Genomic DNA, 14,986 nt, shown 5'->3' with positions numbered 1-14,986 from the left:
AAGCGAGGAACAGCGCCATCATTCGCGCACGGCGGCGGAAACCGTACCGCTTCGCTACAGCTGCTACATGTAGAGACTTGCATTTTAAAATGCGTCGGACCTGCATTCAGTGGATTTTTGGGCCAGGATTAACTGCCATTGAGCCTGCATTGGACGGCGCCGGCCTGCATTAACTGCAACTGACCAGGCCTCGTCCAGCAAACCTTCGCTGCTTGCACATAGCGCGAGCACATCGTCATGGAATGCGAGCCGGCGGCGATAAATGCAGGCTCATTTGCACATGGCGTGAGCCTGCGCGCCGTTTCATTTGCAGTGATTGCCAGCCCGACCAATTTCAAATGCGGGCCGCAACACTTATGCAGCGCTTTATGAACTCGATTTTTCATCGCATCGCACCTCAGACCCGACAACTGGAATGGACTGGTTCCATTCACAAAAATCACAACGATATCGTTTCACGGGCCTGACCAAACTCACGATACGCTCCTGGAGTGTTCTATTGACACGCTGCGCCAATTCACCGCAGACTGCAATACACGATTTTCCCCTTGTTATTTTTAAAAGAAGTTTTGACATTTAAATATCTGAATAAAAGCTGAAAAGCTGCACGAACAGGAAATTCACAAAACCATTTCAATGGTTGGTCAGTGGCAAATTTATTTCTTTTACAGGTTTTATTTTTCTGGAAATCAATTTCCTGCCCGGTGTGGCAGAAACCTTTTTCTCCAGGCCGCCCAGAAACACGCCAATATCTGCCTTGCGCCTGAGATAACCATGGCCCGCCGGTGTCTGCGGTAATATTTCCCCTGGACGGCGGCGCTTCCACTCGTCCTTGAATATCTTTTCCAGCGCCTTGGCTTGCCCCCGGCTTCCCGCAAACCCCATGGTGCCCCAGATCGTTTCGAGCGACCTTTTGACATCCTGGTCGCGCTTGGACCGGATGGCCAGCACCAGGGCGTCACGCAGATCGTCATATCGGTCGGCCCGGTAGCGCCATGTCCAGACGGGTTTCGGGGCGTTCTCCTTGGTCTGGCGCACCAGCTCGTAGCCCGTCAGTTCGATCTTTTCATCCCGGAACGCCGCGTTCTTCCACTTCTCCGACGGGTCCAGTTTGGCTTTTTGAGGGTTCGCTGGATCGTCCCTGGCCGGGTGGATGAGCAAGATCCAGTGCGCGTTTTCGCTCTCCAGTTGGGGCAGCCAGAACATCAGTCGCCCCGTCGCCTCGCCCTTTTCGCGCGCGCGAAACGCCTTCAATTTGTTGTCAAAGACCGGGTGCAGGCCGGTCATCTTCTCGGCAAATGCGGGCACCTTGGCCGTGGCGATCACGCCCTGGATGAACACGCTGTGGCCGGTTCGCACGTAGTCCTGGATGCGTTGCATATAGGCCGCTTTGGAGGTGAAGACCCATGTTTTCATTTTTTGATGATACCAAATATAGGGTATTTTGTAGAGTATTAGCGGCGCTGGCTGGCTATTTTGAACCCGTATTAAAAGATGTTCCTCCGAGGAAAAACCCCGCACCTCGGGATTCTGGCAGAATCGACCCTGGAAAGCGCCGCCAAGCGCTTTTTCCACCGCAAACCCTCGGAGCCGGAAGGCTCACGGTCGATTGATCCGCCAAGATCGACGACTAAATCGCCGCAGCCGCGTGCCTCTAACAGGGCTGGCGCGGACTGCGAAGGGCGCTGGGGGGTCATACCCCCTTCGACCCAATCAATATGGATTTTGGAGAATGCTATGACGGGTGTTGGGCGACAAGGAAACGGGCGGCTGGGCAACCAGCCTCACCCTGTCAATTTTTATGGGCAGCTCTGGGTATAAACCTAATCTGTCCCTTGGGATGTGTCGAAGCCCGTCAGGGATAAGCGCATGACAAGGACTCGCATGTGGGTGTCGGCACTGTTGAAAAAATAATGCAGTGGGCCAAGGAGGAGAAATCTGGACTTGGTGGTACCAAGGGAAACTTTGGATCGGCGGATAGCTTAAGCATGTAATCGCGCTCACAGGGGCGCGTCGAGGGGAAAAGCAAGGCTGTAGCCTAAAGGCAGAGAGTCACGTTGAAGTTTGTTTGGTTTAAGAGAGCAGCTGGGAACATCGGGCCTCTAAACTACGACCGGCAGATGCCATTAGTGGGTAGACACAGTCAATCAAACAAATGAAGTGAGCAGTCGTGTGATCGAAGAAGTTGGATAACTTGGGAAGGTCTTAACCAGCATTTGGCGATGCCGTTCGACTTCAAAAATCGAATGAAAAAATGGAAAGGCTGGGAGACTGGCTGATTAGAGTGCTTGAGAATAGCTGCACGAGGCGCAAGCCCGGAGATATTCAAAAAAGCATGGAACCGAAAGGTTTTAAGACGACTTGCTGGGACAAATCTAGTCCATGACCGTGAGGGTCAGTTAATACGGTGAGTTTGTTATTTAAAGGCTGGGGCGATTGAAAAGAGTGGTTAATTGACCGGGTAGGTCAATGTGGTGGTTGAGAGTCGCAGACTCCCCTTGGCGGGGGGGTTTGTTGGGCAGTTGGTAGCTGCCTTTAAACGAAGCAGGGACACGCAGAGATGCGGGTCCTGAAAAATACAAGTCGGACTTCAAAGGCTTGAAACGCATCTGGTTAAAACGATTGAAAAATCGAAAACAGGTGCGGTGGGTTCATTAACGTTATCAAATCGTCTGCTGAACGAAGCAGCGCTCGCAACCTGCGAAAATGGTTGAAGTGCCTGCCAGTGTAAAAATCTGGCGAGTAAAGTAATCCTGTCCATGAAAATGGTAACTGCATGCAGCAGTGAACAGGAGCCGCGTACGTAATTACTTGGACGCTGGATTGCAACCAGCCGCTGTTTTAACAGCTGTGATGGATATTATTTTTAATGTCCATGAAAAAATGAAAATCAGGCTTTGACCTGATTCGCTTTGACGAAAAACTTATGGTTGACGAGTAAATTACTCCGTTTTGAACCTAATCGCCCGGATTTCCACAGGAAGTCCGGGCTTTTTTTTTGCGACTGATTATTGAGATGAAGCCTCGCTCCATCTTTTCAGAGAGATGACTTTTGGTCTTTTCGAGGCATTATTTTTGGTTTGACTTCATTTTGAAGGGCATGGGAATTTCCCCCGGCTGCGGTGATAGAACGGCTTTTTTGAAGCAGAATCGGGTTTCATGCCGCGCAAAAATCCATCCCGCTCCTCCGCCCGCCGTCGCCGTGTTGGCGTTCGGCGCACTCGCTTGGGTTACCAAGTTGTCACGCCAGGCGGAAACCAAGGTTTGGTGGCCGATGGAATTCCACTCAAGGCGATCCGTGGACTCATGAAAAAGCTTCTTGTTCACATGACGCCAGCCGAGGCCAGGGCACGAACGGACGCACCACCAGACGCATGAACGCCTGGATGCGGCCAGGAACCACTTCACACACCCCTGCGCTGGCGCTCAATCGGCCAGATGAACACCCGGCAGGAATTCAACGCCGGTGCGCCGCACCAGCTCGGCGTAGCTGATGGGTTTGGACGCCCGCGTGGCATCGCTATTGAGGTGCCAGTGCGCCCAGGCCCTGCCCTGGCGCTCGTCGTACACGAGCTTGAACAGGTACGTCGGCACATGCACCTGGCCTGGACCGATGGTGCGGCTTTGAGCGACCGAAGGTTCAAAGACTGGGCCGGTGATGACATACACGTCGCCCTCGGCCCTGCCTGCATATTTCTTCGTGGCATCCTCGACCGAGACGCGCCAGGTGCCCTGGTTGTGCTGGGGCGCCTGCGGCACCATGTTGGCCAGCGAAAAGCTCTGCGCCATCGCCTGCGCGGTCGGCATCTGGCCTGCCGGCGCCAGGTGGCCGCGATCAAATCCGCTGCCCTTGTAATCCTCCAGCGTGGCGCGCTCGGCAGAGCGCAGCCGTGCGTCCGCGTAGAACCGGTTGCCTCGCTTCTCGTCGGCGTCGGCCACTAGAGTGCGGTTGAGTTTTTGGGCGACATACACCGCCGTCTTGCTCTCGCCCGAATGCAGGATGGCAAACGCGTCGTAGCACAGCGCGCGGTGCGTGGGCCGGGACGTAACTACGGGCGGCCGTCCTCCCGCAAAAAATTGCCGGCAGGCTGCAAAGTCGCCGGTGCCGTCGCTGTTGGCCGACTCGCCCTTTGAAGCAGCAGGTGCGGGCGTGGAGACAGACGCGCCAGCGTGCTCGCGCACCGCCGTGCCCAGTCCCCTGGCCAGCTTTTCCAGGCCGGCGCCAGCGGCCGCCAGCTCGCGCTGCGCGGGAACCGGAGCGCACGAGTGCAGCGACAGGCCCGTCAGGAGGGCCACCAGCGTGCCGACCCGCCGGGTCAGGTGCGCAGCAGATGCGCGCGAAGGCAGTTTGCGTTTTTTCATGGATTGGACAGGGCACGCTTCAAAAGGAATCGGGGCCAGAGAAGGGGTCGCCTCGGGGACTCAAAGCACGGCAATGCGCGCAGGGCACAGCGCGCAATCGCGCTGGGATCACAACTCCAGGGCGCCCTGCCCCTTTTTGCCCGGCTTGGCAGTCGCCTGGCGCTTGGGAGCAGCGCGTGCGTCGGCCGGTTTTCTTGCCGCAGTTTCAACCGCGCCCGACTCGCGGGCAGACGTTTCAAGCCGTACCTGGCAAGCATGCAAGGCTGCATTCACACTGGCCAGGTCGCCAGCCAGCGCATCGGCCCTGGCGTCCGCCCTGAGCGTTCGGCCCTCGGCCTCGCTGGCGCGCCGCTCGGCCGCCTCCAGCCTAGCATCGAGCACGGCGGCGCTCTGCTCGGCCTGCTGGCGCGCCAGCTGAGTCGCCTCCAGCGCGGCGCGCAGCCGCTCGACCTCGCCCTGCAGCGCCGGCACGGCTTCCAGGCGCACCTCGGCCCTGGCCAGCGCTGCGGCCGCCGCCTCCTGGCGCCCGCGCTCGCTGGCCAGCGCCTGGCCCGCCGCAGCCAGCGCCTCGGCGGACTGGCCGGCGGCGCGCTCGGCCTCGGCCTGCGCCTCCTGGAGCTGCAGGGCCAGGCGGGCAGCCTGCGCCTGCGCCGTGTCGCGCTCGGCCGTCAAGCCGGCGATCTGCTGCTCGGCAGCGGCCTGCGCCTCGGCCAGCGCCTGCAGATCCTCGTCGAGCCCGCTGGCGCGCTCCTCGGCCGCAGCGGCGGCCTGCTCGGCCACGCGCTGCATCTGCAGCCGGATCGCGTCGGTGATGCGCGCGTCCAGCTCGGTGTCGGCGATACGCACCACGGGACGGCCCGCTTTCCACTCTCCGAGCAGTTTGAGCACCGAGTTCGGGCTGCCCCCGCCCAGCGCGGCAATGACGGCCCTGACGCTCGCGCGCTGGCCGGCGGCCTGGAGCGATTCGGCGGCCGTGGCGACGGATTCAAAGTTGACGATGGCCATGATGTTACCTTTTAAATAACGATATTTATTATCATACCGTTATTATAACGGATAACAAAAGATGATGCAATGTCGCCAATTGACTTGGCGGCGAAGAAAGCGTTTCGACGGAAAAGGCAAACCACGTTGTGGACCGGGCGAAGGGCCGCCATCGCCTGGGCATTTCCAAAAAAGCATGTTGGGAGAACTGCGGAGATCGGCGGCGCGCTGGCGGGTGCGGACCAGCGCTCGTCGGGCTCATGGGGCGCACGCGGCATGGACCGGGGCATGGGGCCATGCCTGGCAAGGGCGCCTGGCGCAGGAAGATCCCCTGTTGACGACCTATCCTGGCGCAGCCAGGATGCAGCGAAGCGGTACGGACCTGCCCCCGCGTCAAAGTGTGTTTTTTTCCGAGGAGGAGAAAGAAGCGCGCCATGCGCAGCTTGCCTTTTCAAGGCATGTTGGCTCAATGCTCGAACGCGCCCTGCCGGCGGTGCCAGGCGGGCTCAGCACTTCGCTGGGTGCTCGATCTCGTCCGGCATGGGGCCTACGGCCTGACGCGGCTTCGCCTTGCCAAACAGCCATTTGAAATAGGGGTCACTTCAGGAAACATGCATGAGCACCCCCTGTTTTCCAAGTCCTCAATCCATGGCAGCTAGAACTATTCGGGGTTCTAAGCCGGAACCCCAGAAAATTCCGCCGGAAAACATCACAGCCCGTGTTTCCGGCCACTGAACCTATCCGACATGGTTTGTCGTGCATGTTTTGCCCGGTTAAGAGTACCGTTTTCGACCCATGGCAGGCCACGCCGGAAAACAACTGCTTTACGTCACGCGTCATCAGCGTCACAAGGTCCGGGAAGCAGCGACTGGTTCAAATGGCGGCTGGTGACACGACTTGTTCTACCCCCATTTGGAGTACGTGAACGAAGCGTTCGGACGCTTGGCCGAGCGCCTCAAGCAGCTTGCTGGTTGATCGTCGGGACGGGCGGCGGAATTTTCTGGGGTTCCGGCTTACAACCCCTTTCTGGCGTATTCCACCAGCGGGCCGCCGCCGCGATGGCTTTGTATGGCGACTTAGAAGGCATCGCCTCGAAGCAATTGCTTCGGTCCACTGGCTGAATGTCGGGGGAATGGTGCGTTTATTTCGATCCCAGATGTGGATGAAGTTCACATCGAATTTATGAAATATATTATTTCAATTAACACATATTGAAACTTTTTAGTTTTCAATTCGCTTCGCTTTTGGCCACTTTCAGCATCATTTGTCTTTTGTGGATGAAGTTCACACGAATTTATGAAATATTTTGTTTCAATTATCACAATAAGAAACTTATGAATTTCCACTCCGCTTCGATAGCGGTCCAGGCGGCCTAAACGCTAACGTGCTTTAAATTCCGAATTCTGAGGCGACTCCAGGATGGGTACAACCCATCTTGGCTGTTCAAAATGGGGATGGACAAGAACTAAAAGGGAGGCGTAAGGATTCCTTCGTAAATGCGTAAGATCGCCCGCAAACCCACGCCAGGCTTGGATTTCAGTGATTTGACAGGTGGGCTTTGGCTGAACTACCCACTCAATCTGCAATCCCGCTTGTTTTGCGCGGTGGCGCTCAGCGGTCCGGCCGAGTCAAGACTGCGGCTTGCAGTCGCGCCAGCAAGCACTTTTATCAATTGAAACAACAGCTTGGCTTGAAAAACGCCGGATTTCGTCGGAATCCCGGCCGACCCTCTAACCGTGTTTTACGTTCCATTGCTCCCTAAACCCCGATTTCCACGCTCCCAGCAGTTTCAGCACCGAGTTCGGGCTGCCCCCGCCAAGAGCGGCAATGACGGCCCTGACGCTCGCGCGCTGGCCGGCGGCCTGGAGCGATTCGGCGGCAGCGGCGACGGACTCGAAGTTGACGATGGCCATGGCGCTACCTTTTAAATAACGATATCCATTATAATAACGTTATTATAATGGATAACAAAAGATGATGCAATATCACCAACTGACTTGGCGGCGAAGAAGGCGCTTCGACAGAAAACATGTTGGGAGAACTGCGTGGATCGGCGGCGCGCTGGCGGGTGCGAACCAGCGCTCGTCGGGTTCAGGGGGTGATGGGCGCGCGGCATGGACTGGGGCGTGAGGTCGATGGCTGTTGCCGACCTATCCTGGCGCAGCTAGGATGTAGCGAAGCGGTACGGACCCCGCTCCCGCGTCAAAGTGTGTTTTTTCGGGGAAAAAAAGGAGGAAGCGCGCCATGCGCAGCTTGCCTTTTCAAAGCATGTTGGCTCAATGCTCGAATGCGCCCTGCTGGCGGTGCCAGGCGGGCTCGGCACTTCGCTGGGTGCTCGATCTCGTCCGGCATGGACAACTGGCTGCCCACAATCGCTGCCGCTCAGTGTGGACAGGCCCTGCGGGCTGCCCAGTTGCCCATACCTCCTCGGCTTGGGGCCTACGGCCTGACGCGGCTTCGCCTTGCCAAACAGCCATTTGAAATAGGGGTCACTTCAGGAAACATGCATGAACACCCCCCTGTTTGCCAAGTCCTCAATTCATGACAGCTGGAACTATTCGGCAGCCTACCCTCCGATAATTCAACTGTTGAGCGTTCAACAAAGAACGACTACCCTTTGCTCGCGTGTACAGAAAGGATCTCATGAGGTTTTATCTATTTGAACCCCAGACTGACAGGCACATTCGCAAATCCCTCGAATATCTGGAAGAAGCCAAAGTCAGCCGGGTCGAGCATCAGGTGGCCGCCGAGCACCATAGGGCATTGACCGCCATGTATGCGCAGCGAATCAGCCGCATCGAGGCGGAAATCAGCGATGCATTGCAGGCTTCTTCAAAGAGTAGCCAGCCGGGCCAGGCCACTGACAACGAGAGCGTTCGCCCGAAGTCCGATTCGGTGGTGATTTATCCGTCGCGGGCTTCGCATGCCTGAGCGCTGCCACCTGGGGTTCTAAGCCCAAACCGACGAAAATTTCAGAATCCCCTTAACCCTGCTGGAAAGTCTGCATGAAGGCGATTTTTAGGTGAGACCAGCAAGTTTTCTACCTACCGATGGTCTAAAAGCCGGAGTCACATAGACGGTCGTTCGCGTGACACCAAGAATCAAGACCAGAATTGACCACAATTCAATCACACTGCTCGTCATGTGGGCTACGTCTCGCAAAGGATGCTCAAAGTGACGCTAAAAACACAAGTCTGAAAATTTCGTGGATTTGGGCGTGGAACCCCCACCTCGACCGAGATCAGCATGACGACCATCACGAGGGTCGGCCGGGATTCCGACGGAATCCGGCGGTTTTCACTCCAAGCTGTTGTTTTAATTGATAAAAGTGCTTGGCGTTGCGCGATTGCAAGGTAAACCTAGGGGTTTGCCCACGCCGCCAAGCGGTTAGGGGCCGGCCAACACGGCGTCATTCCGGTCCAGGTCACGCCTTTGAAAGCGCCGTCGTCCGCCCACGAAGGCAAGCCCGCCAAGGTTGCCAGTCAAGGCCTCGACGGATAGATTCCCACCAGGGCAATGCAGTAGTGCGAGCCGTCAACGGGCTCCTTGCCCTTGAGATTGGGCAACGCGAAGATGGTAACGCCATCTCCGCCATAGGTCGTGCCGAGCAAGGAAAACAGCGCCGTATTCTGGCTGATTGGCAACAGGGCGCCATCGCAAAAAGCCCAACCCTGGGGAGCGAAATTGAAGGCCAACAGCTCAATTTGTCCGATAAATGGTTCCATGGGGTCTCCCTTGTATTGCCACTGATCGCCAGCCATCTGACGCAGCGACAGCATAGCCCATGGGCGGCGATGTGTATGCAGGTTTTCCTCTATGTGGGGGTAGAACGAGCAGTCGTGTCACCAGCCGCCATTTGAACCAGTAGCTGTTTCCCGAACCTTCTGAAGCTGATGAGGCGTGTCGTAAAACAACTGTTTGGCGTCAACCAGCACCAGTGCTGGCTTTGCGCGCTTGCCGGAAAAATCGGCGGTTTGCGCTTACACCCCCAACCCCTTGCTTGGCATCGACCAGGCAAAAAGGGGTCACTTCAGGAAACGGAAAATAAAGCACGTTAAGGTGGTGACATTGGCCGCAGTGACCTGAACTTGCCCGCACCGACCTTGGCACTGCTTTTCCACAGGTAGTCGCCCGTCAGGTTGATGTGCTCCCAGCCCAGCGGCGAGAGGTACTGCAGCAGCGAATCGTCCACGGGCTTTGCATGACCACGCAGCGCGTTGACGGCCCGCTCCAGATACACGGTGTTCCACAGCACAATGGCCGCCGTGATGAGATTGAGGCCACTGGCGCGGTAGCGCTGCTGCTCAAAGCTGCGGTCGCGGATTTCTCCCAGTCGGTAGAAGAACACTGCCCTGGCCAGGGCGTTGCGCGCCTCGCCCTTGTTGAGCCCGACCTGAACGCGCCGGCGCAGCTCCACGCTTTGCAGCCAGTCAAGGATGAACAGCGTGCGCTCGATGCGTCCGAGTTCGCGCAGGGCGACGGCCAGGCCGTTCTGGCGCGGATAGCTGCCGAGCTTTCTGAGCATCAGCGAGGCCGTCACCGTGCCCTGCTTGATCGAGGCGGCCAGCCGCAGAATCTCATCCCAGTGGGCACGAATATGTTTGATGTTCAGCCTGTCGCTGCTGATCATCGGCCCAAGCGCGTCATAGCTGGCATCGCCCTTGGGGATGAACAGTTTGGTGTCGCCCAGGTCCCGGATGCGCGGCGCGAAGCGAAAGCCCAGCAGGTGCATGAGTGCAAACACATGATCGGTAAAGCCCGCCGTGTCGGTGTAATGCTCCTCGACCGCCAGGTCGGACTCGTGGTACAGCAGGCCGTCGAGCACATAGGTGGAGTCGCGCACGCCGACGTTGATCACCTTGGCGCTGAAAGGCGCGTACTGGTCGGAGATGTGCGTGTAGAGCGTGCGCCCCGGATCGCTGCCGTATTTCGGATTGATGTGCCCGGTGCTTTCGGCCCGGCCGCCCGCCTTGAAGCGCTGGCCGTCCGAGGAGGACGTGGTGCCGTCGCCCCAGTTCCCGGCAAAGGGCTGTCCGAGCTGGGCATTGACCAGTTCGGCGAGTGCCGATGAGTACGTCTCGTCCCGGATGTGCCAGGCCTGCAGCCAGGACAGCCTGGCGTAGGTCGTGCCGGGGCAGGACTCGGCCATCTTGCTCAACCCAAGGTTGATTCCGTCGGCCAGGATCGTCGTGAGCAGCAAGGCCTTGTCCTGGGCCGTGTCGCCGGTCTTCAAATGCGTGAAGTGCCGGGTGAAACCGGTCCACTCATCGACCTCCATGAGCAACTCGGTGATCTTGACGCGCGGCAGCAGCGCTGCTGCCTGGTCAATCAGGGCCTGGGCGGCATCAGGCACCGCCGCGTCCAGCGGCGTGACCTTCAGGCCCGACGCGGTGGTAATGGTGGCGTCCGGCAGCTCATTGGCTCCGGCCAAGCGGTTGACTCTGGCAAGCTGCTGCTCCAGCAGCGACAAGCGGCTCTGCAGGTACTGGTCGCAATCGGTGTCAACGGCCAGCGGCAACTGGCTGGCCAGCTTCATCGCGGCGAACTTCCCGGCGGGCACCAGGTAGTCCTCGAAATCCTTGAACTGGCGCGAGCCCTGCACCCAGACATCGCCCGAGCGCAGCGCGTTCTTGAGCTCCGACAGAGCGCACAGCTCGTAGTAGCGCCGGTCGATGCCCTCGTCAGTCAGAACCAGCCTGGCCCAGCGCGGCTTGACGAACGCGGTCGGCGCGCCGGCAGGCACCTTGCGGGCGTTGTCGGCATTCATGCCGCGCAGCACGTCGATGGCGTCGAGCACGCCCTTGGCCGCCGGCGCCGCCCGCAGTTTCAGAACCTCTAGGAATTGAGGCGCATAACGGCGCAGCGTGGCATAGCTCTCGCCAATGCGGTGCAGGAAATCGAACTGCGCCGGCTGCGCGAGCTTTTGCGCTTCCCCGACGCTGGCCGCGAACGCGTCCCAGGACAGGACGGATTCGATAGCCGCGAAGGGATCGGCGCCGCTTTTCTTGGCTTCGAGCAGCGCCTGGCCGACGCGCCCGTACAGGCGCACCTTGTCGTTGATGGCCTTGCCCGAGGCCTGGAACTGCTGCTGGTGTTTGTTCTTGGCCGCGTTGAACAGCTTGCCGATGATGCGGTCGTGCAGGTCGATGATCTCATCGGTGACGGTGGCCATGCCTTCGATGGCCAGCGCCACCAGAGTCGCATAGCGCCGCTGCACCTCGAATCTGGCCAGGTCGGCGGGCGTCATCTGGCCGCCCTCGCGGGCGATCTTGAGCAGCCGGTTCTGGTGGACCAGCCGGTCGATGCCCTGCGGCAGGTCCAGCGCCTGCCAGGCCTTGAGGCGCTCGATGTGTTCAAGCATGTGCCGCGAGTTCGGCTTGGCCGGCGACTGGCGCAGCCACGCCAGCCAGGTTCCCTTGCTGCCCTCCTTGCGCTGGAGCAGCTCGTCCAGGCGCTGGCGGTGGACGGCCGACAGGGGGTCCGTCAGTGCGGCGTAAATGTGCCGATTCGCGCGGGTGATCGCTTCTGCGCTGGCGCGCTCGATGGCGTTTATGACAGGCAGGATGATGCTCTGCCGCCGGAGATTTTCGACCAGCGCACTGGCCAGCACGATTCCCTTGTCGGTCTGCAAGGCCAACTCAGTCAGCGTATGCACCTCTCGTTTGTAATCGCTCATGGTGAAGGACTTGAATCCGAACATCGCTTGGAGCTCGACCAGATGCTCCCGCCTGGTTTGCTCGCGCTGCCCGTACTCATCCCAGCTTTCCACCGGCACTTTGAGCTGCGCCGCCACCATACGCAACAAGGGCGCAAACGGTGGCTCATCGACACCCAGGACCATGCCAGGAAATCGCAAATAGCAAAGCTGGACAGCAAAGCCAAGCCGATTCGCAGACCCGCGATGCTGGCCAATGATCGACAGGTCGGTTTCGCTGAGCGTGTAGTGCCGAATCAGTTCATCCTTGGCCTCAGGCAATGCAAGCAGGCTGTCGCGCTCAGTGGCGGACAGAATCGAACGACGTGGCATGGGGGGGGGTATTCTTGTAAACGGAGGATTGCGAGAAGCCTTGTTGTGTGACGCGTGCTGCACGCAGAATCAAGGATCTTCCGTTCTCACAAATAATTCTCGAAATGATATTCTTAAACTTCACCAAAATGATGAGTTTTGAGAAAGATAGAACATGGAACAACTCAGTCAATGTCCGGCATGCTGATCGGCTATGCGCGCGTCTCCACGCTGGACCAACACCTTGATCTTCAGCTCGACGCCTTGACCAAGGCGGGCTGCCACAGGCTCTTTGACGACAAGATGAGCGGCAGCCGGGCCGAGCGGCCCGGCCTGGCCAAGGCGCTGGAAATGCTGCGCGAGGGCGACACCCTTGTCGTGTGGAAACTCGACCGGCTTGGCCGCAGCGTCAAGCGCCTGGTGGATCTGGTCGGCCAGTTGCACCAGCAGGGCGTGCATTTCAAGAGCCTGACCGACGCCATCGACACCGGTACCCCGTCAGGCCGATTCTTCTTTCACGTCATGGCCAGCCTGGCCGAGATGGAGAGGGAACTGACAGGAGAGCGCACCCGCGCAGGGTTGGAAGTGGCCCGCCAGCTGGGCCGCAAGGGCGGGCGCAAGCGGAAAATGACCGACAGCAAGATCGAATCAGCCAAGAAGCTGCTGGCCAATGGTGTGCCGCCACGCGACGTGGCCAAGAACCTGGGCGTGTCCGTGCCCACTCTGTACCGTTGGATTCCAGCGTGCTCGCAGGCTTAACGTGCTTTATTTTCCGTTTCCTGAAGTGACCCCAAAAAGGGGTCGCTTCAGAAAACGGAAAAAATCGTACGGTAAGGGCCGACATGTCAGGCTTACATCCCCAGGACGCAGCGAAATGCTGCAGGCCCCGTACCCATGGACTTGCGATCAATCGATGCAGGAAGACCCGTCCAGACCATTCCAGCGGCCTTTTCGCCCCTCTTCTTGTCCAACAGGGTATTTCGCCCCCTCGTGTAGAGGGGGTTGGGGGGTTAGCTGATCAAGCGCTGAGGCTTTTTTGCTTCACTGGCCATCGTTGCGGGACACGAAGTGCCCGCAGCCGTGGATGTTTTTGTGACCCCTTCAGGGGTCTGTTGTTGTATTGGGGATGCCGGGTGGGGAGCGCGAAGCGCGGGCGTAGGCCGTAGGCCGGAGGAGCCGGCGGGGCGAAGCCCCAAGAGGCGGTGCCTTCTCTTTAGTTAAAAAGACGGTTAAAAGATGGTTATGAAAGTCACAAATGAACAAATTATCTAACGTAATCAACGTGTTACAAAACCTGTGGATAGGTCATCCGTCAAGCTTTCGTAGGTCATCCGTCAAGCTTTCATAGGTCATCCGTCAAGCTATTGGCCTACTTCGTAGGTCATCCGTCAAGCTTTCGTAGGTCATCCGTCAAGCTTTCATCAAACTGCATAGGTCATCCGTCAAGCTAGATAAATAATCGTTAAGGTTTCGAACCTGGCTTGGCAACTTATCCACAAATGCACCGGCAAAAATATCAAAACCTTGACGAATGACCTATGTTTTACAAGCAAGCCGTAGGTCATTCGTCAAGGTTTGTAGGTCATTCGTCAAGGCTTTGACTTGATGCATTGGTAGCAAGCACCACACTAAAGCGAAGCGGTAGCAAGGATATCGAACGCTTTTGCAGGCTCGCTAGAGCCTGCACCATGACGTTTGACCTATAGTTTGTGAGTGATAAAGGCGCCGAAAGCACCCTTGTTAATTTTCCGCTTTCAATTATTCGCGTAAACAATAAATTTGATCGGTTTTGTTGAGAGTTACCATCGCGGCAATTTTGGCTTGCTGGACTTCGGCGCATGCCCTTTTGACCGTTTGACGCCAGCTCGTCACGCTCGAATCGATGGAGCCGCACATTTGCCGGAACTTCTCAAGGCTAAGCGGATAAGGGTGCTTATGGCTTTCGATGTAGTCAGTCAGACGGCGAGCAACAGGGGACAAATCACGGTAAATTTTCCATCGATGGCTGGTAAAGGTATTGCCGGCAAACAGAACTATTAAATTTGGGTCGATCCACACTCTGTACTGCGTCGGCTTGCCATCCGAATCGTTGACTGTCGTGTAATTCTGGATGAGTGAGATTGACCCGCTCGTGCCATATGCCTTGGTATTCAAGGCCAAGACTTCATTGGCCTTGAGCCTTGAAATGCACTCTCGTGCCCGGTCGTAATTCCGGCCATTCCTTGACCAGTTCACATCCTTGACCAAGTCTTTCACGGAAAATTGAAAGGGCTCACCAAACGGGACGCTTTGTCCGTAGTTGAGAATTTGCAACCAAACAATTTCATCACTTTCAGCGCGTAGCTCAATGCCGGTGTAGAGCAGGGAAACAAACTCGTTGTAGTGAAACAGCTTTTCATGCATCAATGTTTTACGCGGCTGGGTCTTGTTTCTCGCGGTGAAAAGGGAAGACCTAGCGTAATCATTCGGAATATGTCTTAAGTCGTCACGTTCGGCAACGATGTTTGGAAAAAGTAGATCCATCTGAAAAGGAATACTTAAAACAATACCCCTAGTGCTTAAATAGGCGTTGCGCTGCGCTTTTTCGACCCGACTTGCGATTGATGGATTGACAGTTTTTGGAGCGGAGTCCAT

At 57.6% G+C, this 14,986-nt stretch carries 11 protein-coding genes; 3 read left to right on the top strand and 8 right to left on the bottom strand.

Annotation, left to right across the window (positions count from 1 at the left end; translation table 11 throughout):
- Nucleotides 1-633 precede the first annotated feature (633 nt).
- From ABLV49_RS25730 to ABLV49_RS25715, 4 genes are all read right to left on the bottom strand, one after another.
- On the bottom strand, nucleotides 634-1,575 hold the full coding sequence (locus tag ABLV49_RS25730) for a hypothetical protein (RefSeq protein WP_349283395.1): 942 nt from the start codon (nucleotides 1,573-1,575) through the stop codon (nucleotides 634-636).
- Between the two features lie 1,494 nt (nucleotides 1,576-3,069).
- On the bottom strand, nucleotides 3,070-3,327 hold the full coding sequence (locus ABLV49_RS25725) for a hypothetical protein (RefSeq protein ID WP_349283394.1): 258 nt from the start codon (nucleotides 3,325-3,327) through the stop codon (nucleotides 3,070-3,072).
- A 99-nt stretch (nucleotides 3,328-3,426) separates the two neighbouring features.
- A complete protein-coding gene (locus ABLV49_RS25720) occupies nucleotides 3,427-4,362 on the bottom strand; it encodes a DNA/RNA non-specific endonuclease (RefSeq protein ID WP_349283393.1) in 936 nt (311 codons plus the stop codon).
- Between the two features lie 108 nt (nucleotides 4,363-4,470).
- Nucleotides 4,471-5,367: a DNA-binding protein gene (locus ABLV49_RS25715; RefSeq protein WP_349283392.1), complete on the bottom strand. Its 897-nt coding sequence runs from the start codon at nucleotides 5,365-5,367 to the stop codon at nucleotides 4,471-4,473.
- Between the two features lie 1,475 nt (nucleotides 5,368-6,842).
- Here ABLV49_RS25715 and ABLV49_RS25710 point away from each other — a divergent pair.
- Entirely contained in the window at nucleotides 6,843-7,022 is a 180-nt protein-coding gene (locus ABLV49_RS25710; protein ID WP_349283391.1) for a hypothetical protein, read from the top strand.
- A 54-nt stretch (nucleotides 7,023-7,076) separates the two neighbouring features.
- On the opposite strand, the gene ABLV49_RS25705 is transcribed toward ABLV49_RS25710, so the two are convergent.
- Nucleotides 7,077-7,259 carry a DNA-binding protein gene (locus tag ABLV49_RS25705; RefSeq protein ID WP_349283390.1) on the bottom strand — a complete coding sequence of 61 codons (183 nt, stop codon included), beginning with the start codon at nucleotides 7,257-7,259 and terminating at the stop codon, nucleotides 7,077-7,079.
- Between the two features lie 730 nt (nucleotides 7,260-7,989).
- On the opposite strand from ABLV49_RS25705, the gene ABLV49_RS25700 reads away from it, so the two are divergent.
- Nucleotides 7,990-8,277 carry a hypothetical protein gene (locus tag ABLV49_RS25700; protein ID WP_349283389.1) on the top strand — a complete coding sequence of 96 codons (288 nt, stop codon included), beginning with the start codon at nucleotides 7,990-7,992 and terminating at the stop codon, nucleotides 8,275-8,277.
- Between the two features lie 551 nt (nucleotides 8,278-8,828).
- Here the strand turns inward: ABLV49_RS25700 and ABLV49_RS25695 are convergent.
- Nucleotides 8,829-9,071 carry a phage tail protein gene (locus ABLV49_RS25695; RefSeq protein WP_349283388.1) on the bottom strand — a complete coding sequence of 81 codons (243 nt, stop codon included), beginning with the start codon at nucleotides 9,069-9,071 and terminating at the stop codon, nucleotides 8,829-8,831.
- A 329-nt stretch (nucleotides 9,072-9,400) separates the two neighbouring features.
- Nucleotides 9,401-12,373, bottom strand: coding sequence for a Tn3 family transposase (locus tag ABLV49_RS25690; protein ID WP_349283387.1), 2,973 nt, complete (start codon nucleotides 12,371-12,373; stop codon nucleotides 9,401-9,403).
- 180 nt (nucleotides 12,374-12,553) lie between these two features.
- On the opposite strand from ABLV49_RS25690, the gene ABLV49_RS25685 reads away from it, so the two are divergent.
- Nucleotides 12,554-13,111 carry a recombinase family protein gene (locus ABLV49_RS25685; protein WP_349282456.1) on the top strand — a complete coding sequence of 186 codons (558 nt, stop codon included), beginning with the start codon at nucleotides 12,554-12,556 and terminating at the stop codon, nucleotides 13,109-13,111.
- Nucleotides 13,112-14,110: 999 nt separating this feature from the next.
- Here ABLV49_RS25685 and trfA read toward each other — a convergent pair.
- On the bottom strand, nucleotides 14,111-14,986 hold the full coding sequence (trfA, locus tag ABLV49_RS25680) for a plasmid replication initiator TrfA (RefSeq protein ID WP_349283386.1): 876 nt from the start codon (nucleotides 14,984-14,986) through the stop codon (nucleotides 14,111-14,113).

This window comes from Polaromonas hydrogenivorans (assembly GCF_040105105.1).
GTDB classification, from domain to species: Bacteria; Pseudomonadota; Gammaproteobacteria; order Burkholderiales; family Burkholderiaceae_C; genus Polaromonas; species Polaromonas hydrogenivorans.
The sequence above is the reverse complement of the archived record's forward strand: the minus strand, read 5'-3'. Positions and strand labels throughout refer to the sequence as shown.

Bases quoted from the DNA above. Each gene is read 5' to 3' on its own strand.
- ABLV49_RS25705 (WP_349283390.1), bottom strand. From the start codon at position 7,259: ATGGCCATCGTCAACTTCGAGTCCGTCGCCGCTGCCGCCGAATCGCTC.
- ABLV49_RS25720 (WP_349283393.1), bottom strand. From the start codon at position 4,362: ATGAAAAAACGCAAACTGCCTTCGCGCGCATCTGCTGCGCACCTGACC.
- ABLV49_RS25685 (WP_349282456.1), top strand. From the start codon at position 12,554: ATGCTGATCGGCTATGCGCGCGTCTCCACGCTGGACCAACACCTTGAT.
- ABLV49_RS25715 (WP_349283392.1), bottom strand. From the start codon at position 5,367: ATGGCCATCGTCAACTTTGAATCCGTCGCCACGGCCGCCGAATCGCTC.
- ABLV49_RS25700 (WP_349283389.1), top strand. From the start codon at position 7,990: ATGAGGTTTTATCTATTTGAACCCCAGACTGACAGGCACATTCGCAAA.
- ABLV49_RS25710 (WP_349283391.1), top strand. From the start codon at position 6,843: ATGCGTAAGATCGCCCGCAAACCCACGCCAGGCTTGGATTTCAGTGAT.
- ABLV49_RS25690 (WP_349283387.1), bottom strand. From the start codon at position 12,373: ATGCCACGTCGTTCGATTCTGTCCGCCACTGAGCGCGACAGCCTGCTT.
- trfA (WP_349283386.1), bottom strand. From the start codon at position 14,986: ATGGACTCCGCTCCAAAAACTGTCAATCCATCAATCGCAAGTCGGGTC.
- ABLV49_RS25695 (WP_349283388.1), bottom strand. From the start codon at position 9,071: ATGGAACCATTTATCGGACAAATTGAGCTGTTGGCCTTCAATTTCGCT.